This is a genomic window from Amycolatopsis sp. NPDC034160 (genome assembly GCF_055575355.1).
Map to the genome: position 1 here is coordinate 212,607 of NZ_JBVISU010000009.1, position 20,512 is coordinate 233,118.

The following is a 20,512-nucleotide window of genomic DNA, read 5'->3' on the forward strand; positions in this document are numbered from 1 at the left end:
TCGTGAGTGGTAATGACGGTTAGAACCGTCATTACCACTCACGAGTCCTGAAAAGGGGCCCCGCGAATACCTCGCGCGAAACCCGCGTCGGAATGACAAGCTTCCCGCGACTGGCTCGGGTTGTCGTGAGTGTTTTGGGTCGTTGGAGCCGAACGTGTTTTAGGTACCCACGGGGGCGATGTCGGTAGCGGCCGGTCCGTGAAGGACTTTGAGGGACTCTGGGTCCCTCAAAGTCCTTTTACCTGCCTGGAACGCCATCAGGAGCCTTAGCAGCACCACCGGTCACAGCGGCGGCGCGCGAAGGCGCCCCTTCCCTCGACTACACGACCTTCACCCCTTCCCCAGTACATGAAGGCCCCCTTCCTTGCGCCTAGCGCAAGGAAGGGGGCCTTCATGTACTGCACGCCCACAAGACCGCAGAGCACGAGTAGGTATTTAAGAGACGGTTCGTTAGAACGACCCAAAACACTCACGAGACCCGACCCACCACGTTCATGGCGTCTTCGAGGTGTGGCTCCGGGCGCCGACCACGCCAGAGTGACCGCACGGGACAGCCACCCGCGCTCAGCTGTGCGATGGACACCTATGCACGGTTCAGCCGGGGTCGTGCGTGGCGATTCGGGTTCTAACCCGAATCGCCACTCACAACCGGCTTCGGAGCCAGCCACCTTGACATCGATGTCAGGCGCGGCGGTTCCGCTCGCGCTCACCGTTCTTGGGGAGGAAGGCCGTAGTTCGTGCGACTGGACCGGTGACGAAAGGATCGCAGAACCCGGGATCAGCTGTTGCCGGGCATCCCCTTCTCGTCGGCCGCCGCGGTGACGGCACCTCCGAGGAGTTCGCGCACGATCTCGTTCGCCTTGCGCACCTCGGGGCTGATCATCTTGATCTTGACCTTGCCGTCGTGCCCCAGGTGACCCCCGACCTCGACCGTCTTGTCTTCACCGGGTAGTGGCAGCCCCTGGCAGCCGGTGAACTTCTTCTTCGGCGTCAAGCCGGTCTGGAAGTAGGCCACGATCGGGTCGTCGACGCAGTCGGTGTTGTACGGGAAGATCCCGTGGCTTCCTTCGTTGTCGACGCTGACCATCTTGGCGCCCGGCAGGGTGTTCGCGGTGGCGAGCCCGCCCTCGTACGGCGTGGCCGCGTCCAGCTCGGTCTGCACGATCAGCAGCTTCGGGAAGGTCTTCTGGTCCGGCGCGGGCTTGGCGTTGGCGGTCGGCCAGAACGCGCACAGCGGCGCGCCCGAGAGAGCCATGATCGGCGCGATGAACGGCGCCTTGACGGTCAGGTCGGCCTGCCAGTGGCTCCAGTAGTGAAGGTTCTGGTTCCACTGCCCGTCCTGGCAGCGGATCGCCTCGAACGCGGCGTTCCAGGTCTCGACCTCGGCGCCGCCCTGGTAAGAGGCCTTGCGTTCGACCGAATCCTTCTTCGCGATGGCCTTCAGCGCGTTGCCCTTCGCCTTGGTCAGGAACGCCTTGTTCGCGTTGGACAGGCCGGGAGTGCTCAGTGCCTTGGCGACGACCTGGTCGAGCTTCTCCGCGTCGGTCCCGGTGGGCGCCGGTCCCTTGGCGACCGTGGCCACCATCGAGGCCGCCGACGGGTACTGCGTGGTGTCGTACATCGCCGGGATGATGAACCAGGCGGCGTAGACCATGCCCGTGTATTCCCGGGTGCCGCCCGCCTTCTCCCAGTTGCGGCGGATCTCCAGCGGGTCGGTGCCCGTCTGGTACTTGGCGTCGTTGCGCGCCATGTAGGGCAGCAGGGCTTCCTGGAATTGGCGGTCACGGCTGCGCGGCTGCAGGTCCCAGGTCTTCTCCAGGGTCGAGCGGCTGGCGTCGGTCGAGGAGTCCAGCAGGAACCGGTGCGCCTTGCTCGGGAACGTGGTGGCGTACCAGGTGCCGAGCCACGTGCCGTAGGAGTAGCCGATGTAGCTGGTCTTCTTCTCGCCGAGGATGACCCGGATGAAGTCCATGTCGTACGCGGTCTGCTCGGTGGTGATGAACTTCGTCAGCGGGTTCTTCAGACAGCCGTCGACCTTCGCGCGATTGATCACGTTCTGATCGGTGCTGTCCGGGACGGTGTAGCTGCACGTCAGCGGAGTGCTCAGGCCGACGCCACGCGGGTCGAAGCCGACGAAGTCGTACTGTCCGGCCAGCACTGGGCTGCGCTTCGCCATCGCGGCGCCCCACGGCAGTCCTAGCCCGCCGGGGCCGCCCGGGTTGACCAGCGCGATGCCCTGCCTGCCGGTGCCGGGGTAGGCGGTCGCGGTCTTGGAGACGCGGATGCCGATGGTGTTGCCGTCCTGCGGGTTGTGCCAGTCGCGCGGCACCTGGATGGTCGCGCAGGCCAAGCCCTTGACCTTCTTCAGTTCGGCTTCCGCCGCGGGCGCGACCGAAGGGAACGAGCACTCGCCCCAGGTCACGGGCTGCTCGGTCAGCGCACCGGCGAGCGCCGCGGTGTCCGGCTCCGCGTTATCCGCGGGTGCCGCACCCGTCGCCGGAGCCAGCAGCAGGCCCGACGCCAGGAAGGCACCGGCGACCACGGCCACGATGCCTTTCCGCGTTTTTCCCGTACTACTGATCACCATCATCCCTTTCGGCAGGAGCCCCGACGTCCGTACGAGAAGTAAAGACGGATGATCAGCTTACCTACTCGGCTCGGAGTTGGTGGGTATCCGACATGCCGGAATTTCGGCACCATGGACGCGACTATGGGTGCAACCCGGGACCGTGGTCGGAATCCGCCGAGGGCGCGATGGGAGTCGGGCTGAGCGACGCCTCGTCCTCGCCCTCCTCCAGGAGGGTCGCCGCGGCGCCGACCACCTTCAGATCCGGCTCGCCGACGACGTCCTCGTCCTTGTCCGCGTAGTCCACCCGGGCGAGCACACTGCGCATCGCCTCGACCCGCGCCCGTTTCTTGTCGTTGCTCTTGACCACCGTCCACGGCGCGATCTCCGTGTCGGTGGCGCGGAACATCTTCACCTTCGCCTCGGTGTAGGCGTCCCAGCGGTCGAGCGACTTGATGTCGTTGGCGCTCAGCTTCCATTGGCGCACCGGGTCGACCTGCCGGATGAGGAACCGGGTCCGCTGCTCGGATTTCGACACGGAGAACCACAGCTTGACGAGGACGATCCCGTCGTCGACGAGCATCCGCTCGAACAGCGGCGCCTGCCGCATGAAGCGTTCGTACTGTTCGTCGGTGCAGTACCCCATCACCGTTTCGACGCCGGCGCGGTTGTACCAGGACCGGTCGAACAGCACGATCTCGCCCTCGGTGGGCAGATGGTTCACGTAGCGCTGGAAATACCACTCGCCCCGTTCGCGTTCGGTGGGCTTGCCCAGCGCCACCGCTCTCGCGCCACGCGGGTCGAGATGCTCGGTGAACCGTTTGATGGTGCCGCCCTTGCCCGCCGCGTCCCGGCCTTCGAACAGGATCACCATGCGGCCACCGGTGTCCTTGATCCAGTACTGCAGTTTCAGCAGTTCGATCTGCAGCGACCGTTTCACCACGTCGTACTCCTCGCGCGGCATGCGCGTCGAGTACGGATAGTTCTCCCGCCAGGTGTCGATGGGGGAACCGTCGGGACGGAGCAGAACGGGGTCGTCGGCGTCGTCGTAGTCGACGACGAGACGCTGGTCCCGCAATTCGGGGAAGTGCGCGGCAAGAGCAGGCGATGGGTCGAGCACGTGCGCCGGGTACCCGTGATGGTCCTTCCGCAAACGCCGGGACCGTCCTTCATCCACCGCGCAGATGATCACGCAGCGTCCGCGCCACGCGAGCCATCAGCACTTCGGCCTCCGGCTGGATCGCCGCGGGGACCCGGGATTCGGTGAGCGCGGCGATCGCGAAGATTCCGCCGTCGGCGTGTTCGACGACGCCGACCTCGTGCCGCAGGTTGAGCAGGGTGCCCGTTTTCGACGACCACTTCGTGGCATCGGAGACGAAGTCCGGGCTCAGCCGCTGACGCAACAGGTTGAGCCCCATCAGCTCGCGCACCCTCGCCGCCACGAGCTCGTCCACTTTGGACGGCCTCCACAAGGCTTCCAGCAGCCGGATGAAAGCTCGCGCCGAACCGGAACTCGCCCGCGTGATGTCAAGCTGAGGAATGGGATGTCCTTGTCCGGCTGTGCCGGCGTTGATCGCGAGCGCGTGCGCGAGGTGGACGTCCTCGGGCCCGAAGCGTTCCGCGGGCGTGTCGCTCAGATCCGCCGCCGGATGCCGCGCGGAGATCCCGGACACACCCCATTCCCGCGTCAATCTGGTGACTTCGGCAGGCGGTGTCAGCGAGAAGAGCGCGTCGGCCGCGGTTTCATCACTGATGGCCATGGTGAGGTAGAGCAGGTCTTCGATCGCCACCCTGGCCGGATGCCGGAACCGGGTCAGCCCGGTCGGGCCCGGGGCGGTGGCCCGGCCGGGCTTGACCTCGATCGGCGCCGCGCCGTCGAGTTCGCCTCGGCGGATCCGCTCCAGGGTCGCCGCGGCCAGCGGGATCTTCACCAATGAGGCGCACGGGAACTCGAGGTCGGGATCGATGCCGATCTCGTATCCCGTCCGCAGGTCCCGTACCAGGAACGAACCGCGCAGACCGCCGTCGGCCAGTTCCTCGCGCAACCGCGCGAGCAGCGATTCCATGGTCATGTGGTCTCCTCCGCGCCGAGACACCGGGCGATGTCCGGCCATAAGCGTGCACGGAGCCGCTGCGCGTCCTCGCCGAGCCCCGCCGTGATCTCGTAGCCGCGGACGAGCCGGATCTCGCCGATGGGCCGCCAAGCCAAGCCGAGTTCGATGGCCTGCGCCGTCGAACACAGCAGCAGATCGGCCGTACCGAACACGGCCGCCGCGGCCGCGGTGAGCGAATCGGCGACGGCGACCTGCGCCGGTCGCAGGCCCACTGAATCGCGGACCCGGAACAGGGGGTCGCGAAGATGCGGAACGTCGTCCTCGGGCTGGATCCAGACCCGGCGAGGCGTGCGGCCGGACCGGCCGACGCGCAACGTTTCCAGGTGCAGGGAGCCCTTTCCCTGCCTGCTCGTACCGGCCAGGCCCAGCGTGACCTTCCAGGTGCCCTCTCCCCCGGGGACCGTCGTGAGAGCCGCGCGGACCTCTTGAGTCCGCACGAGTTCGGCTCGTTCCCGGGGCGGGGCCTGCCGGAACTCGAGGAAGACGTCCAGTGCTCGTGCCGCCGCGTCGAGTTCGGCGAGCTCGCGGGTGGTGCAGATCTCCGGCATCGCGAGCCGCGTCGGCCGCAGCCTGGCGCGCTGCGCGTCGTGCTCCATGGTGTCGGCCAGGCTGACCAGGCGTTTCGCCGACGGCAGCATGTCCCGGCCGAACGGCGTGAGCCGCGCGCGGCGGGTGCTGCGGTCGAACAGCCGCTCGCCGAAATGCCGTTCCAACGCGGCGATCCGGCGGCTCGCCACCGGTTGGGGAATGCGGGCGAGCGCGGCTCCCGCGGTGAAGCTCCCGGCCTCACTCACGCTCACGAACGCTCGGCAGCCGCCGATCAGGTCCACGACCACATACTATGCCGGATTCGCATGAAACTGCTCGTTTGTGTCTTGGACAGCATGACCGGCGCTCACCAGACTGCGGACATCGAACGATCTTGAAAGGAATCACCGTGTCCGTCTCTTCTCGCCACTGGACCGGCCGGGCGGCCCTCCTGGCGCTCTCGGTCGTGTCCCTCGCCGCGTGCTCCACCCCCGCCCCCGCCCCCGCGCCGGCACCGGCCACCCCGTCCGCCGCCATCGCGGTCGCGACGGACGGCCGTGCCGACTTCGAGCAGCTCGAACGCGCCTTCGGCGCCCGGCTCGGGGTGTACGCGGTGGACACCGCGACCGGCCGCGAGGTCGCCTTCCGCGCCGACGAGAGGTTCGCCTACGCCTCGACGCACAAGGTGTTCACCGCCGGCGGTGTCCTGCAACGGACGCCGGTCGCCGAACTGGACCGGACGGTGACCTACAGCCAGCAGGACGTGGTCACCGGATCGCCGGTCACGGAGAAACACGTCGGCACCGGCATGTCGCTCCGCGCGGTCATGGACGCCACCCTTCGCTACAGCGACAACACCGGCGGCAATCTGCTCTTCCGCGAACTCGGCGGTCCCGCGGGCCTCACCTCGGTGCTGCGCGGGATCGGCGACACCACGACGCACGTCGACCGGATCGAAACCGAACTCAACGACACCGCTCCGGGCGACATCCGGGACACCAGCACGCCGCGCGCGCTCGCCATGAGCTTGCGGGCCTTCACCCTTGGCGACGCCCTGCCCGAGGACAAACGAAAGATCCTCGTCGACATCATGCGCGCCAACACCACTGGTGACGCGAACATCCGCGCGGGAGTCCCCGGCTGGTCCGTCGCCGACAAGACCGGGACGGCGAGCTACGGCACGCGTAACGACATCGCCGTCGTCTGGCCGCCGAACCGGGCGCCGATCGTCCTCTCCGTCCTGACTGATCGGTCCACAAAGGACGCCAAGATCGACAACGCGTTACTCGCGCGAGCCACCGTGGCCGCGGTCAAGCTGCTTCCCTGACTCACCGCACGGCTTGACCGGCCGGGCGGACGGGAGATCCCGTCCGCCCGGCCGATTCATTCCGTCAGCGACGGCAAGGGTTGCCCGCCGGGTGCGCGGTGGTGCCGTGCACGTCGGCCTGGGACTCCGCGAGCACGATCTTCGCGAGCGCGGTGTCCAAGGCGACCGCCTGCTGCTTCACGACGCCGTTCGACACGGTCTGGCCGTTGAGCTTCAGCGAGCCGATGACCAGCGGGATGGTCAGCGGCGCCGAGCCCACCGTGACCGCCGAACCGTTGATCTTCAGCGACGCCACATGCGAACTGCCAGCCAGTACCGGGGCGAGACCGCCCGGCGCGGGCTGACAGGTCGCCGTGGCCTGCGACTGGATCACGCCGAGTTCGATGGTCAGCCCGACCGTGCTGATCACCGTCTTGTCGATCCTGGCCGTGGCCAACGCGCGGTCGCCCGGGGCCGGGGCCGTCGACTGGTTGTCCGGCGTGAGATCGGTCGACGCGGTCAGCACCTGGGTGTCCACCTTGATCAGACCGGCGTTGAGCGTCGCGGCGGCCACGGTGCTCACGTCGTCGGCACACGGCAGATTCGCCGGGTTGGCCCGCGCCGCGGTCACGCCGAGCACGTTCGCCGCGGTACCTGTGCAGGAAAAGACGCCGTCACGGTCGTCGTCGACGATCGTGCCGACACCGACCGGATCGACGAGCCCGGCACCCGACGGGGCCGAGAGGGTCACCGTGAACGTCTCGTTCGGTTCGTCGACGGTGTCCGGGTCGACCAGGACGGTCACCGGTTTGGCCGTCTCCCCGGGTGCGAACGTCACAGTGCCGTTCGCGGTCGCGTAGTCGGCGGGCGCGGTCGCGGTGCCGTTGGCGGTCGCGTACTGGACCGTCACCGGATTCGGGCCCGGACCACCGAGCAGTGACACCGTGAAGGTCGCCGGGACCGGTGCGCCGCCGGAACCTTCGTCGACCGTCACGTCGTCGATTCGCAAGCCGAGCACGCGCACGGTCGTGGTCTCGAGATACCCCAGCGAGACACCGTCGACCTGATAATCGACCACACAGTGGTAAGTGCCGGGAGCGGCCTCGGCCGACGCCGTGATCGTCTCGGTGAACTGGGCGACGCCGCCGCTGGCGACCTTGACGCTGCCCGGGTCATTGGTGACCGTGAGCTGCGGGTCGCAGCTGGTCACCTTCGGGGTCACCGTGACCTCGATGGACTTGATGCCGTCCAAAATGGCTTGGGAGACCTGGCCGGCGGGGACGTTGTTCAGCAGGACCCCACCCGTGGCCGAGGTGATGGCGCTGGCCTGTCCGGTGGCGTCGAGAGCCCCGACGTTCACGGCGACGACGCGGATCTTCGCTGCCTGAAGCGCCGCGATGGTCTGCGCCAGCGTGTGCCCGCCGCTCGGATCGTGCGACGGCGCGTCGCCGAACCACGCGACGATGCGGGTGCCGTCCGGCCGGAAGGAGACGGCACCGGTGGCCAACTGGTAGAGGGCGTTCAGGTTGGCTTCCGGCGTATCCCCGCCGCCTGAGGCCACCCACTGGTTGATTCCCGTCTGGACCGCGGTGGTGTCGCCGGTGACGGCCTGGTTGACCTTGAACGGCACCGAGTCGGTGAAGTCCTTGTACTCGGCGACGCCGAACTGCGCGGTCGGCTGCGCGGCGAGCACGTCGCCGGTGATGGCATTGGCGTTGGCCCGAACGTTGCCGATCGGCCCGCCCATACTGCCGGTCGTGTCCGCGAGCAGGACGAGATCGGGGTTCGGCGGCACCGCCGAGGTCGTCACGTTCTTGATCACGGTCGTGCTCTGCCCCGCGGCGAGGGTGAGGTCGACCGTGGCCGGATCGACACCCGGCGGCGCCGCGGCGGCGACCGCGGTGGATACGAGCATCGCCGTGACGGCGGTCAGGACGACGAGCAGTGGTCTTCGCGACATGGACTTCCCTTTCGAGACCCGGCCACAGCCGGAATTCTGTGGGTTGCCTGAGGAAGACGGAAAATCTCGGCTTTCGTTAGCGCGAGAGCCGGACATCACCCGGAGCGCCTCGCGGCGATGCGCTCAACGGGTTGTTACCGCGAATCCGACCTACTCGGACCATGTCCGCGCTACGCCGTTCAACCGCAAGACCTTCGACACCTTTCACTCTTCAGTGTGAGAAGTGTCGAAGGTCCCGCCGGCCTCCGTGCTCACCTCGCCGGGCGAAACGCGAAGTCCCACCGATGTTCGTCAGTGAATCGTCACCGAATGGCGCAGTGTCGGCCGATACGCGACGAGACACCAGGGCCTGCCGGGATACCCGCTCTGCGACTTGGGGATTGCCCGTCACCGCCCTGGATTTCACGTTCCCCGATGCCGAAGGAATTCGATGCGAACACCAGAGCTCCTCCCTTTTCAGGCTCGGCGCGCCGGAGATCCGGGGAACCGCGATGGCGAGTGTGAACACCGCCCTCCTTGGGTATCCCCGTGGCGAACCGCTAAGGAGACTCACGTGGGAACAACGAACGCCTACGAATTCCTCAGCGGCGGTGCCCCACCGCTGGGAAAGATCAGGGCCTGGCTGCGAGGACAGCTCGGCCACCTCGGAATCACCACCGTGTCGGACACCGAACTGCTGACCACGGAACTGGTCACCAACGCGCACGAACACGCGGACGGCGCCGCCGAAGTGAGGGTGTCCGTCCCCGTCGGCCGCGACGTGATCCGCGTCGAAGTCGACGATCATCGCCCCCACCTGAAGCCGCGCCGTGTGGCGAAGCAGGATCCGGCGAGCGCGCACGGACGAGGACTGGCGCTGGTCGAGGCGATCAGCACCGAATGGGGCGTGGACACCGGCGCCGGGGTCAAAACGGTGTGGGCGGAGATCGCGGTGCCCTGACCCGACAGAGACCTACTTGGTTTCCACCCGCCCGAGCGGATCGGAGCCGCCGGTCAGCTCATCGCACGCCTGTCGCCAAGCCGGATCTCCCGGAGAGAATTCGCTGCGCAGGTAGGCCGAGGTGAGCCGTGCCACCGCGGCGACTCGGTCCGGGTTCTCGTCCGTGGTCTCGGCGACGTCGAACCCGGAGATCCCCCCGAGCCCGTGCTCCGCGTCGAACAGCGTGAGCAAGGTCTTGCGCCCCGGCGAAAGGAGATACGGATCGGCGTGCCACTCCGGACCGCGGACCGTCAGGTGAGTGGAGGCGTCCTTGTCACCGGCGACCACGAGCGCGGGGGTCGTCATCGCGGAGAAGTCCGTGCTCAGGAAGACGGGATAGTTCTCCGCCACGAACTCGGTGACGGCGTCGACGCCCCGGCCGGGCGCGGCGAGCAGCACTCCGGCGGAAATACGAGACTCGGCGAGGTTCACTTCCGTTCCGGTATGGGAGTCGGTGTACCGCGCGCCCAGCAGCAGGCTCGCGGTGTGCCCGCCCATCGAATGCCCCGCCACGGCGATCTTGCCCCGGTCCAGGCAGCCACGAAGCCGCGGGACGGCGGCTTCGATCTCGTCGAGCCGGTCGAGGATGCGGATCATGTCCTCGGCGCGGGACCGGTAGTACAGCGGCGCTTCGGGGTCGTCGGAGTCCAGGCTCAGCGTCCTCGAACTCAGATGCGTGGGCTGGAGGACGGCGAACCCTTGCGCCGCCCAGAAATGCACGAGCGGGGCGTAGCCGTTCAGTGAGGACAGATGGTTCGAGTAACCCTGGCCGTGCGACAACAGGACGATCGGCAGCTCGTCCCCGGTCATCGGCGCGGATACCCGGACCTGCAGGTCCACGGCGCGGTCCGGGGTGGGCAGCACCACCGGGCTGACCGACAGGACAGGGGTGGGCGCGAGGGTCGAAACGCTCATGACGTGTTTTTCCCTTGAATCGGCAGACAAACGGAACACTGTTCCACAAACATACGGAGCAGTGTTCCGTTTTGTCAAACGCCGTTCTCCGGGGTTACCTCGTGCCGCACCGGCCGGTCGACACCACCGCCGGTACCGGGCCTCCGTTGAGCACGAATTGCGAACCGGTTCGCGGACGATGTCGCCCGTGGAAGAGTTCGTGATCGTCACGTTCGCCAGCGTCGCGCTGCCGCGGTCACGACACCGCCGCCGGTTTTGTACTGGATACCGTCGTAGGTCGAGTCGTGGATCTCGGTGTCCCGCAGCGCGACCGCGGGAATGTCCGTATCCGCCGTAGATCGCGATCCCGTTGACACGCCAGGGAAGCTGGATCGTGTTGTTGGCGAACACGTTGTCGTGCGCGATGTCCTGCGACGGGTCCTTCAGCGCGGCCGGCCCAGGTGGTCCTTGAGGCAGCGGGGGAGGCAGAGCCGTACGAGCATGCTGTACCCGGAGACGAATGCAAGAAGTTGACATATATCAGGAATTTTTCGACCGACTGCGGGGGCCGGGTCGCTGACCATCACGCCGGACGGACGTCCGCTACTTGCCGCCCGCGCGGGGAACCGTCAGAGTGGTCACAGGAACGCCCGCCGTTTTATCGACTCAGGTTACAAATGTGCACTGAGCCTGTTGCATGTCTGAGTTAGCGCAGGCAAATGGCGGTTTCGTATTCCGAAGCACAGGAGTACAGGCGTACACTCAAGCGCAAGTAAGCCGCGTGGAGGTCGACCCTGATGGACGTGACGAAAACCCTGAAGTCCGCACTCACCGGGTCGACGGCCGAGTCGAGGCACGCGGTCCGCGAGTTGCGGCGGGAAACCGAGGACCTGGTGGCCCGCCGCGCGGGCAGGACGGCGAACAGGCTGACCGAGCTGGGCGGACAACTCGCCGATCTGGTCCTGCTCTCCGGAAGCAGGCTCGCGGGGTTCGCGGATCGGCACAGCAAGCCCGTGGGCGAGGGCGTGCGCCGCGAAGCGGGCCGGATCGGGGATTCGGTGGAGCGCTTGTCCGTGACCCTGTCGGACCGCGCCATCCTCATCGCCGAAGAACTGATCGACCCCAAGCCGACGACCCGGGCCCAAGTCGCGAAGCGGCTGCCCGGGAAAAGCCGCCGTCGTTGACGGCTTAGGGACGCTCAAGTCCTGACACAGCCGTGCCATCGGCATATTCGTGCCGACAGGCCGAGTGCCTTGCCGCCCGACGCGGCCTTCTCCCGTCTTTAGTCGCTATCAGCGACCGCATCCGCTTGCTTAGCATGGGAAAACCGGCAGCGGATCCGGCCGGGCGCCCCTGGCGATCCGCCGCGGCCAGGCACGCCGCGACCCGTCGCGCTCCCCATTCCTTTCTCTCTTGTCCCCAGCGGAAGGCACCCATGCGCATCCGAGGACTTCTCACCGCTTTGCTGTGCGCGGCCGGACTCACGGCGGCGCCCGCCGCCGGCGCGGCCCCGATCATCGACGGCGGCTACGCCCAGTCCGGACCATGGGCGCCATGATCGAGCAGAACGGCGAGCAGTGGTGCTCCGGCTCGATCATCAGCGCCCGCTGGGTACTCACCGCCGAACACTGCGTCGACGAATCCGGCGCCGACATCGCGCTCCTGCGACTCAACCGCTCGGCCACCACTACCTACGCGTCACTCGGATCCTCAGTGGCCGCTGGCGACACCGAATACGTTCACGGCTGGGGCTACAACGCTGTCTCGAGGTCGCCCGAATGACGGTGACGAGTGTCGGGAGTGGACTGATCAAGGCACGCAAGGGCGACGGCCTGACCAACGGCGGCGACTCGGGCGGACCGGTGTTCGTCGGCGGCAAGCAGGTCGGCGTACACATCGCCGGCAACAAAGTGGACAGTTCGACGCACACCGGTATCGCGGCGAACCGCGCCTGGATCCGCGACACCTCGGGCGTTTAGGTTCGGTGAACGAGTCGAGAATGACGCCACCGGACGGACTCGGCGCGCAGCTCATCAGGCTGGGCCTCGGCGAGACCACCGCCCGGGTCTACGGCCGGATGCTCGAAAGCGCCCCGGTGACCGCCGCGGAGCTGGTGCCGAGCCAAGGCGACGCGAAGACCGTCCGTCAGGCACTGGCAGAACTGACGAACGCCGGGTTGGCGGTGTCGTCCGGAGTGGACGGAACCGGGTTCCTCCCCGCCAATCCCGGTGAGGCGCTCGCCGCGCTGACCACGCGACGGCAGGCCGAACTGCACGACGCCCGCCTCGCGGTCCAGACCGCGTACCGCGCCTTCCGGCGAGCGCATTCCGGGATGCCACACGTTCAGGACCTGCTCGAAGTGGTCACCGGCGACGCCATCGTCCCGAGGCTCCAGCACCTCGCGACCATGGTGCGGCACCAGGTGCGCCGTCTCGATTCGCCGCCCTACTTCACCGGCGGCCACCGGAATCTCCTGGAGGAGGATCAGCTGCGGCGTGGGATCAGCTACCGCTGTGTCTACAGTGGAGCGTCCTTGGGCGATCCCGGCTACCTCGCCGAAAACATCTTGCCGTGTCTGCGGGCCGGCGAACAGGCCCGGCTCCTGCCCGAGCTCCCGGTGAAACTCACGCTTTTCGACGACCGGGCGGCCACCATCGCGCTGACCATCCGGGAGGCCGACCGGAACCAGTCGATCGTCATCGTGCGCCCGTGCAGCCTTTTCTCCGCACTGGAGGGGCTGTTCGAAACCTCCTGGGCCGCGGCACTCCCGCTCGACCAGCGGGGGCGGGCGGCCGAGCAGGCGATCCGGCCGATCGAACGAGAGCTGTTGCTCCTGCTCGCCGCCGGGCGCAAGGATGACGAGATCGCCGCCGAACTCGGCGTCAGCAGGCGCACCCTGTTCCGCTACCTCGAAACCCTGATGGACCGCGCCGGGGTCTCCAGCCGGTTCCAGCTCGGGGTCTTCGCCGCGCACAACGGCTGGCTCTGAGATCCGAGGTCACGGGTTGCGTTCGTGTGGCGCATCACACTCCCGGTGCACGATCTTGATCCGTGACCGTCTCCCTTTACGAGAGCACTTTCGGTGAAAAGTTCACCGGAAGTGGGAGGGAGAGATCATGAACCACACCGGCACCCCGCTCGAGGGCGGCGGCCGCACGTTCGAAACCGTCGCCACCGAGGCCGACGACATCAGTGCGTCCGTCGACCGGATCACTTATTCGGGCACGCGCACCGTCTACACCCTGCGGGACGGCGCGCTGACCCCCCAGAGCACCTTGCCGATCGCCCGGCGCCCGGGGCGGCCCCACAACGCGTTTAGCCCTCTGAATGCGGTAGTTCGCGACACGCACGAGCGCATTCAGAGGACTAAACGCGGCCCTCGCCGCGAACCGCCCTCACTCGGATGGGGTCACCCAGGTAGCTCCCCTCCGCTGCGGTGAACTCCCGGAGGGCGGAAGATGATCTTGAAAGGAGGGCGGCACCATGGGAAATCACCGGCACCACAACGGCACCGCGTCACTCCGGATCGCCGCCGCGAGCTTGCGGGTGTGCGCGATCGTCATCACGGTCGCGGCCTGCGCCTGGCTCGCGCTGTGGCTCGCGTTCACCCTTTGACCCCGGACGGTTCCGGCTCACGGCCCGGGCGGGGCCGCTCCCGGCTGAGGCTCCGGCGGGCTTCCCGGTTCCGGCAGCGGACGATCCGGTACCGGCTCCGGGAGTCGCTCTGGAACCCCCGGGTCGGGTAGCCGCTCGGGCCTCCCGGGGTCCGGCACCGGCTCGGGAATACCGGGGTCGGGCAGCCCCGGATCCGGCGGCATGGGGTTCGGCGGCGCCGGAGGCGCGGTCATTCGATCACTCGTCATCGCTCTACCTCCTGTTGACGCTGCTACCCGTTCGGTCACGAGGTGAAACAGGCCCGTGATGGCCTCCTTCCCTACTCTCAAAGTAGGGAAGGAGGCCATCACGGACTTCCAGACCGTGGCTCAGCCGCCCGCCCTCGCTAGGCCGTCTGGGTGGCGATCCAGTCCGCGATGACGTCGGCGCGGGAAGTCGTCTCGATCCCGGCGTGCGGACAGGCCGGGCCGGTGGTTTCGATCGAGACCAAGGTGCCGCCCTTGCCTTCGGGGAGGAAATAGGGCGCACCCGAGTCGTACGTGCAGGCGCTCGTCGTGATCGCCGGGGCCGCGCCGCGGACGCCGATGGTCGTCGGCGTCACGGTCGCCACCTGGACGGTGCCCTGCTGCATGCGGGTCGCCGGGGCAGGATTCGTGGCGGTCAGGCTGCCCCAACCCGCCAGGGTCAGCTGCTGTCCGACCTTCGGGAGCACGCGGCTCACCTTCACCGGCGACACCATGCTCACCGGGGTGTCGAGCCGGAGGAGTGCGACGTCGTTTTCCTTCGCTTGCAGCACTTCGGTCGCCTTGCGGGCCACCCCCGACTCGATCGCCTCGTCGACGAGGCCCAGCGTCACCGTCGTCGGATACGGCATCTTGCCCGCCACGCGCTTGCGGTGCGCGTCGTGGAAGCAGTGCCCGGTGGTGACGACCCAGCCGGGCGCGACCAGCGCACCGGTGCAGTAACTGCTGTAGGTCGAGCCGTCCGGGCGGGGGATCTTCGTCATCGCGATCTTCGCGACGAACCCGAACTGCCCTGGTGGGACGTCGGAGCCGTGGGCGACGGCCGGCGCGGCGAGCGCGGCCGGAGCGGTGGCGATGGTCAGGACAGCAGCGGCCAGCAGGGCGCGCAGACGCAATTTCTTACCCTTCGTCGATGAGGTGATCCGAGGCTAGGACCGCCGCCCGACAAGGGGAATTCCCCGACCAGGTGTCACCCGATGGCACGCCGGGCGGCGGCGGGTTCGCCGCGGCGCGTGAGCCAGTGGCGATAGGTGTGGCTGCTGTCGGTGTCGGACCGGTAAGCCGCCTCGGCCGCGGCGATCAAGGCGTCACTGTTCCCGCCGAACGCGCCTTCGGTGTGCCAAGCGATCAGATACCGCATCCACAACGGATCCCCCGCGAGCGCCCGGATCGCGATCCCGGGCGAGGCGGGAAACGTGACCTGGCAAGGGGAAATCGCCCGGCCCGCCGCGATCAGGCGCTGCAGCGGCCGCAGTTCCGTGCTCCGGTGCGCCACCTGCGGCCGGAATCCCGCCGCCGCACAGGCTTCCTCGAAACATTCCGGCCAGCCGGCGCCGTCGGACGGCCCGAGCACCCAGCGTTCGGCGGAGAGGTCGGCCAAAGCGATTTCGGCGCCTCGGGCGGCCGGATGATCCGCGGCGATCGCCACGAACACCGGTTGCGCGGCCAGCGGCCGCAGCGCCACCCGCGGTGCGGCGGGCAGGACGTGCCCGGGATAGTCGGCGACGACGGCGGCGTCGAGCTGGCCGCCCGCCACGAGATCCAGCAGCCGCAACGGCGAGAACTCCGTCGTCACCGAAACCGCTGGTGCCCGGCCGGAATCACCGAGGCGGTCCGCCAGCTCGACGACCATCGACCCGCCGATCCCACCCAGCGCGACCGGACGCTTCTCCTCGTCCGCCAGCCAGCGGGCCGCGTCGCGGTGCATCGTGTCCGCGGCGGCGAGGACGGTCCGCGCGTGCGCGAGCACGCGTTCGCCGAACGCCGTGGGGACGACTCCTCCCCTGCCCCGGACGAACAACGTTCCGCCGAACGCGCGCTCGATCCGTTGGACCGCCGCGGTCAGCGCGGGCTGGGTGCTGCCGATGCCGATCGCCGCGCGCGTGATGCTGCCCGCGTCCGCGACCGCGCACACCACTCGGAGATGACGTAACTCGACATCCATCACGCGGACCTTATGGCCACTTGGGATGTGCCGGAAGCCGTCGAAAGTCGGGATCGTTTTTCGTACTCCTCTCTTCTTTCCTCCCCTCCCCGCAAGGAGTACGCATGCGACGCGCAGGTCTCATGTTCGCGCTGACCACCGTCCTCGTCTCCGGTCTCCTTCCCGCGACGGCATCGGCGGCCCCGGCTCCCCGGTTCACCACGTCGATGGAGGCCTTCGAAGCCGGCGGAACCATCAGGCGGGTGGAAGTCAGCCGCCCGGCTTCGGACAGAACCGCGTTACCGCAGCGGATCGCGAGCGCCGCCGCGGTGACCCCGATCGAAATCAACGGCCCCAGCGAAACCACCTTCGACCTGGTCTTCGTCGGTGACGGCTACACCTCGGGCCAGCTTTCCACCTACTCGCAGCACGTCCGCTCCAGCATCGCGGCACTGTTCGCCATCGAGCCGTACAAGAGCTACCGCAAGCAGTTCAACCTCTGGCAGGTCGACGTCGTCTCCGCCCAATCCGGCGTCACGAACGACCCGACCCAAGGGGTGCGGCGCAACACCGCGCTGGGCATGTACTTCTGGTGTGGCGGGATCGAACGGCTGTTGTGCGTCAACGAGACCAAGGCGAACCAGTACGCCGCGGCCGCGCCGGACGTCGATCAGGTCATCGCGCTGGCGAACACCACCAAGTACGGCGGTGCCGGCGGCGGGGTGGCCACGTCTTCGGGCGCCAACGCCCAGGCCAGCCAGATCGTCGCCCACGAACTCGGGCATTCCATCGGCGGGCTCGCCGACGAATACGACTACGGCACTTGCGAAACCCGCGAACCGCGCGAGCCCAACGCGAGCGCGCTCACCGCCACGCAGATGAGGGACCGCCGCGCCAAGTGGTACGCCTGGCTCGGCAAGCCTTCTCCCGACGGCGGCACGGTCGGCGCCTTCGAGGGATCGCGCTACTGCAAGACCGGGATGTACCGTCCCAGCGTGAACTCGCTCATGCGCACGCTCGGGCAACCCTTCAACCCGCCGAGCACGGAGGCGATGATCGCCGGCTTCCACCGTGAAGCCGCCCAGCACCAGCACCACCACCCGTAACGGTCACCGGGCCGGGCCGCCGGCGTGGTCGGCGAGCCCGGTCGCCATCCCCCGCATGAAGCGGCGCAGATACCACTGGAAGAACCACGCCATGCCTTGGCGGGCGCGATACGTTCCATGCCAACGGATCTGCGTCCCGCCGCCGGAGGTCTCACGCAGTTCGACGGCCGCCTGGTAGTCGGCCATCGTCGGGTTCTCGACGCCCTCGTAGGCGAACCGGCGTTCGGGTTCGAGCGCGGTGATCCGCTCCTTGGTGACCATCTTGCCGGTCCGGAAGGCGCGGGTCGCGCCGACGCCGTCGCGTCCGTCGGCGGAAAGTCCTTGCGACGCGGCGGTTTCCAGGGCGTCGACCCGCGACCAGACCGGCCAGCTTCGGGCGTTCAGCAACAGCGCCCACACCGTCGCGGGTGACGCCGACGATTCGGCGGTGACGTCGTACGACTGCATTCGGGAACTACTCACACCGTCACTTTAGAAACGGGCGAGCCCGGTCACCATGCGTGAGGTTGCGGCGGACCGATCAGGAATTGCGATAGTCCGAAGGGCGCACACCGGTGTGCCGGAGGAAAGCGGCCGACAACGCGCCGGGGGTGGCGAATCCGCATCTCGGTGCGATCTGGGTGACCGCGAGATCGGTGTCGCGCAACAGCCGTTGCGCCTCCTCCATCCGGAGCCGGGCCAGGAACCGATGCGGGGTCTCGCCGGTCTTCTCCTTGAAGACACGGATGAAGTGGTAGACGCTCAGGTGCACTTCCCCGGCGATGTCGGCCAGGCTCAGTGGGTCGGCCAGCCGCTCGCGCATCATCGCCACAGCGGCGCGGACGCGGGCGTCTTCTCGCCCCGCCCTCGGCGGAGACGGCTTCAGGGCGTGGCGGGTGAGCAGGTGCACGGTGAGGAAGGCGGCCGCGGATTCGGCGTACAGGTCGTCTTCCTCACTCGCGTTCCCGAGTGCCCGGACCAGCTCGTCGAGCAGCGGATCTCCCCCGGCCAAGGAGGCCGCCATCGCCTCGTGGTCGACCGCGCGGCCGCCCAGCCGCGTCGCGATCGACTCCACCGTGGTGCCCGGAATGTGCACCTGCAGACTGCGCATCGACTCGTCACCGCGGTACCGGTGCAGCACTGGCCTGCCGGGGACCGCCAGGGTGAGCCGTCCCGGCCGCCAGTCGGAACGGTTCCAGCGGCCCTCACCGCGGGTCTCCAGCAACGCCCGTCCCGAGACCGGCAAGACCAGGTGCAGATCCGCGGTGGCCGGCATTTCCATGTCCTCGGCGACGGGGACATGGTCGAACCGCTGGACCAGCAGGGATTGCCAGCCGGACTCCTCCCAGCTGCAGTAGGTCCGCCGGACGTAGCGGGCCATGTCGAAACCGGCATACGGCCGCAGGTCGAAACGCTCGGAGTGGAACACCACGACTTCGAGGCTAGCGCGCTTCGAACGGCGAAGGTCAACTCCGCGCGAGCAGTTCCTTCACTCGCGGGATGACCTGCTCGCCGTACAGCCGGATCGACTCGAGCCGCTGCTCGTGCGGAAGCGCGCCCGCGCCGTATTTGAGCTGGAAGCGCGACAGGCCGAGGGTCCGCACCGCCCACGCGATCTTCTGGGCGACGGTTTCGACGGAACCGACGAACAGCGCGCCGCGCGGCCCGGCCATGGCGTCGTAATCGGCGCGGGACATCGGGCCCCAGCCCCGTTCGGCGCCGATCTTGGCGAAGGCCGCCTGGTGATGCGGGAAGTGCTGGGCCACCGCGAGTTCGTCGGTCTCGGCGACGTGTCCTGGACTGTGCATGGAGATCGGCAGCTCCCCGTGTCCGGCTTCCTTCACGGCACGCCGGTACAGGTCGGCCAGCGGGGTGAACCGCTCCGGCGATCCACCGATCACCGCCATCACCAGCGGCAGGCCGTACGCGGCCGCACGGACCACCGACTGCGGCGTCCCACCGACCCCGACCCAGGCGGGCACGCTGCCGGACTCGGTGAGCGGGAAGGCCTGCGCGCCGTCCAGCGCGGGCCGGACGGTTCCACTCCAGTCGACCGGCTTTTCCTTCTGCAGATGGGTGAACAGGTCGAGTTTCTCGGCGAACAGCACTTCGTAGTCGTCCAGCGAGTAGCCGAACAGCGGGAACGACTCGGTGAACGAGCCCCGGCCGAGCGTGACCTCGGCGCGGCCACGGGAAACCGCGTCGAGGGTCGCGAACCGCTCGTACACCCGCACCGGGTCGTCCGAACTGAGGACCGTGACCGCGGTGCCCAGCCGGATCCGGTCGGTCCGGCCGGCGATCGCCGCGAGGACGACGTCCGGTGAGGACACCGCCATCTCCGTGCGGTGGTGCTCCCCGACCCCGAAGTAGTCCACGCCGACCTGGTCGGCGAGCACACCTTCGGCGACGACCTGGCGGATGGCCTCGGCCTGGCTCACCGGCTGGCCGTCCACGCCGTTCTCCACGTCACCGAAGGTGTCCAGGCCGAAGGACGGCTCCTGCCGCGTGCTCAGGATTTCGTAGCCCATGTCCAACTCCTCAAAAGTAGTTGAACGCTCAAACGTGTCCTTCGTCGATCATATTCCGTCGCCGAAGGTGCTCATCCCCCGGCGATGTCACGCGCCAGCTGCTGCGCCTGCGGGAGGGTGTACTTGCCGGTGATCTGAGCTTCCCCGCCGGTGATGGCGGACTGGATCATCGGCGCGGTCAGGACGCGGCTCTTCAGCACCACCGCGACCTGCTTGCCGACATTCCCCGTGGTCCAGTCCGCCCACGTCCGCGCACCCGCGGCGGTGAAAGTGAGGTCGATGATCGGGTTCGCCTGCCGCGGATCCAGGTGGGCACGCACCCGGCTGACCTCCGCCCCGGTGAGGAACGCCGGGCCGAGCACGTATTTCGTGCCCTCGACGCGGTCGCAGCTGACCAACGGGAGCGCTGGATCATCACGGCCCTCCAACGGGTCCTGTCCAGGTGAGCAGTCGAGCGCCGCCGCGGCGGCGCGCTGCTCGGCGGGGTCCGTGCTCTGCCGGTTCGTGGCCGAGCCTGTCGCCGGTCCCGGTGGAAGCTCGGTCAGGACCGGCCGAAACCGCAGCCGGGACCCGTCTTTGACGACGAAACCGTCACCATCGGGCTCGGGTTGGCCCGAAACCTCGGCCTGACATCCGGTCACCCCGAGCAGGACAAGGGCGGCCGCTACGAAGAGAGTGCGCACGGACGTCATTCTGCCTTGCGCGGCAGCGGAAATGTGCTCGAAGACGCGAAGCGCCGCGCCGCCGGACGGTGCGCTCGAGAACCCCGAG

24 protein-coding genes are annotated in these 20,512 nt (G+C 68.2%); 10 read left to right on the top strand and 14 right to left on the bottom strand.

Annotated features, from left to right (window positions below; all coding sequences use genetic code 11):
• Positions 1-778 precede the first annotated feature (778 nt).
• From ACZ54P_RS20205 to ACZ54P_RS20220, 4 genes are all read right to left on the bottom strand, one after another.
• Positions 779-2,548, bottom strand: a complete 1,770-nt coding sequence (locus ACZ54P_RS20205; protein ID WP_465463085.1) for an alpha/beta hydrolase — start codon at positions 2,546-2,548, stop codon at positions 779-781.
• Between the two features lie 160 nt (positions 2,549-2,708).
• On the bottom strand, positions 2,709-3,743 hold the full coding sequence (gene ppk2, locus ACZ54P_RS20210) for a polyphosphate kinase 2 (RefSeq protein ID WP_465463086.1): 1,035 nt from the start codon (positions 3,741-3,743) through the stop codon (positions 2,709-2,711).
• Positions 3,736-4,638 (bottom strand): serine hydrolase, encoded by a 903-nt coding sequence (locus tag ACZ54P_RS20215; protein ID WP_465463087.1) that lies wholly within the window; start codon positions 4,636-4,638, stop codon positions 3,736-3,738. Before ACZ54P_RS20215 ends, ppk2 begins: the two co-directional genes overlap by 8 nt.
• Entirely contained in the window at positions 4,635-5,516 is an 882-nt protein-coding gene (locus tag ACZ54P_RS20220; protein ID WP_465463088.1) for a LysR family transcriptional regulator, read from the bottom strand. The genes ACZ54P_RS20215 and ACZ54P_RS20220 overlap by 4 nt, the downstream gene beginning before the upstream one ends.
• Positions 5,517-5,617: 101 nt before the next feature.
• Here ACZ54P_RS20220 and bla point away from each other — a divergent pair, with 101 nt between their 5' ends.
• Complete coding sequence (bla, locus tag ACZ54P_RS20225; protein WP_465463089.1) at positions 5,618-6,535, top strand: class A beta-lactamase; 918 nt, start codon at positions 5,618-5,620, stop codon at positions 6,533-6,535.
• A 64-nt stretch (positions 6,536-6,599) separates the two neighbouring features.
• On the opposite strand, the gene ACZ54P_RS20230 is transcribed toward bla, so the two are convergent.
• Positions 6,600-8,474 (bottom strand): Calx-beta domain-containing protein, encoded by a 1,875-nt coding sequence (locus ACZ54P_RS20230; RefSeq protein ID WP_465463090.1) that lies wholly within the window; start codon positions 8,472-8,474, stop codon positions 6,600-6,602.
• Positions 8,475-9,027: 553 nt separating this feature from the next.
• Between ACZ54P_RS20230 and ACZ54P_RS20235 the strand changes: the two genes are divergently transcribed.
• The gene (locus tag ACZ54P_RS20235) at positions 9,028-9,414 is read left to right on the top strand and encodes an ATP-binding protein (protein ID WP_465463091.1); all 387 of its coding nucleotides are present in this window, start codon (positions 9,028-9,030) and stop codon (positions 9,412-9,414) included.
• A 12-nt stretch (positions 9,415-9,426) separates the two neighbouring features.
• On the opposite strand, the gene ACZ54P_RS20240 is transcribed toward ACZ54P_RS20235, so the two are convergent.
• Both ACZ54P_RS20240 and ACZ54P_RS20245 read right to left on the bottom strand, forming a co-directional pair.
• Positions 9,427-10,368, bottom strand: a complete 942-nt coding sequence (locus ACZ54P_RS20240; RefSeq protein WP_465463092.1) for an alpha/beta hydrolase family protein — start codon at positions 10,366-10,368, stop codon at positions 9,427-9,429.
• A gap of 206 nt (positions 10,369-10,574) precedes the next feature.
• Positions 10,575-10,724 (bottom strand): hypothetical protein, encoded by a 150-nt coding sequence (locus ACZ54P_RS20245; protein ID WP_465463093.1) that lies wholly within the window; start codon positions 10,722-10,724, stop codon positions 10,575-10,577.
• A 420-nt stretch (positions 10,725-11,144) separates the two neighbouring features.
• Between ACZ54P_RS20245 and ACZ54P_RS20250 the strand changes: the two genes are divergently transcribed.
• The 7 genes from ACZ54P_RS20250 (at position 11,145) to ACZ54P_RS20280 (ending at position 13,962) form a co-directional block, all read left to right on the top strand.
• Positions 11,145-11,531 (top strand): hypothetical protein, encoded by a 387-nt coding sequence (locus ACZ54P_RS20250; RefSeq protein ID WP_465463094.1) that lies wholly within the window; start codon positions 11,145-11,147, stop codon positions 11,529-11,531.
• 251 nt (positions 11,532-11,782) lie between these two features.
• A complete protein-coding gene (locus tag ACZ54P_RS20255) occupies positions 11,783-11,905 on the top strand; it encodes a hypothetical protein (RefSeq protein WP_465463095.1) in 123 nt (40 codons plus the stop codon).
• A complete protein-coding gene (locus tag ACZ54P_RS20260; protein WP_465463096.1) occupies positions 11,902-12,129 on the top strand; it encodes a trypsin-like serine protease in 228 nt (75 codons plus the stop codon). Before ACZ54P_RS20255 ends, ACZ54P_RS20260 begins: the two co-directional genes overlap by 4 nt.
• Entirely contained in the window at positions 12,126-12,326 is a 201-nt protein-coding gene (locus ACZ54P_RS20265) for a trypsin-like serine protease (protein ID WP_465463097.1), read from the top strand. Before ACZ54P_RS20260 ends, ACZ54P_RS20265 begins: the two co-directional genes overlap by 4 nt.
• 20 nt (positions 12,327-12,346) lie before the next feature.
• On the top strand, positions 12,347-13,336 hold the full coding sequence (locus ACZ54P_RS20270) for a LuxR C-terminal-related transcriptional regulator (protein WP_465463098.1): 990 nt from the start codon (positions 12,347-12,349) through the stop codon (positions 13,334-13,336).
• Positions 13,337-13,463: 127 nt separating this feature from the next.
• Entirely contained in the window at positions 13,464-13,787 is a 324-nt protein-coding gene (locus ACZ54P_RS20275) for a hypothetical protein (RefSeq protein ID WP_465463099.1), read from the top strand.
• 43 nt (positions 13,788-13,830) lie between these two features.
• Positions 13,831-13,962 (top strand): hypothetical protein, encoded by a 132-nt coding sequence (locus ACZ54P_RS20280; RefSeq protein WP_465463100.1) that lies wholly within the window; start codon positions 13,831-13,833, stop codon positions 13,960-13,962.
• Positions 13,963-13,979: 17 nt separating this feature from the next.
• Here ACZ54P_RS20280 and ACZ54P_RS20285 read toward each other — a convergent pair whose 3' ends face one another.
• The 3 genes from ACZ54P_RS20285 to ACZ54P_RS20295 all read right to left on the bottom strand — a co-directional run bounded on the left by ACZ54P_RS20285 (position 13,980) and on the right by ACZ54P_RS20295 (position 16,149).
• The gene (locus tag ACZ54P_RS20285) at positions 13,980-14,210 is read right to left on the bottom strand and encodes a hypothetical protein (RefSeq protein WP_465463101.1); all 231 of its coding nucleotides are present in this window, start codon (positions 14,208-14,210) and stop codon (positions 13,980-13,982) included.
• Between the two features lie 137 nt (positions 14,211-14,347).
• Positions 14,348-15,100, bottom strand: coding sequence for a S1 family peptidase (locus ACZ54P_RS20290; RefSeq protein WP_465463102.1), 753 nt, complete (start codon positions 15,098-15,100; stop codon positions 14,348-14,350).
• Positions 15,101-15,174: 74 nt separating this feature from the next.
• Positions 15,175-16,149 carry a LysR family transcriptional regulator gene (locus ACZ54P_RS20295; protein ID WP_465463103.1) on the bottom strand — a complete coding sequence of 325 codons (975 nt, stop codon included), beginning with the start codon at positions 16,147-16,149 and terminating at the stop codon, positions 15,175-15,177.
• A gap of 104 nt (positions 16,150-16,253) precedes the next feature.
• On the opposite strand from ACZ54P_RS20295, the gene ACZ54P_RS20300 reads away from it, so the two are divergent.
• Positions 16,254-17,234: a M64 family metallopeptidase gene (locus tag ACZ54P_RS20300; RefSeq protein ID WP_465463104.1), complete on the top strand. Its 981-nt coding sequence runs from the start codon at positions 16,254-16,256 to the stop codon at positions 17,232-17,234.
• Between the two features lie 3 nt (positions 17,235-17,237).
• On the opposite strand, the gene ACZ54P_RS20305 is transcribed toward ACZ54P_RS20300, so the two are convergent.
• From ACZ54P_RS20305 to ACZ54P_RS20320, 4 genes are all read right to left on the bottom strand, one after another.
• Positions 17,238-17,681: an SRPBCC family protein gene (locus ACZ54P_RS20305; protein ID WP_465463148.1), complete on the bottom strand. Its 444-nt coding sequence runs from the start codon at positions 17,679-17,681 to the stop codon at positions 17,238-17,240.
• Between the two features lie 73 nt (positions 17,682-17,754).
• Positions 17,755-18,645, bottom strand: coding sequence for a helix-turn-helix domain-containing protein (locus ACZ54P_RS20310; RefSeq protein ID WP_465463105.1), 891 nt, complete (start codon positions 18,643-18,645; stop codon positions 17,755-17,757).
• A 34-nt stretch (positions 18,646-18,679) separates the two neighbouring features.
• On the bottom strand, positions 18,680-19,741 hold the full coding sequence (locus tag ACZ54P_RS20315) for an LLM class flavin-dependent oxidoreductase (protein WP_465463106.1): 1,062 nt from the start codon (positions 19,739-19,741) through the stop codon (positions 18,680-18,682).
• Positions 19,742-19,812: 71 nt separating this feature from the next.
• Positions 19,813-20,424, bottom strand: a complete 612-nt coding sequence (locus ACZ54P_RS20320; RefSeq protein ID WP_465463107.1) for a SecDF P1 head subdomain-containing protein — start codon at positions 20,422-20,424, stop codon at positions 19,813-19,815.
• Positions 20,425-20,512: the final 88 nt, after the last annotated feature.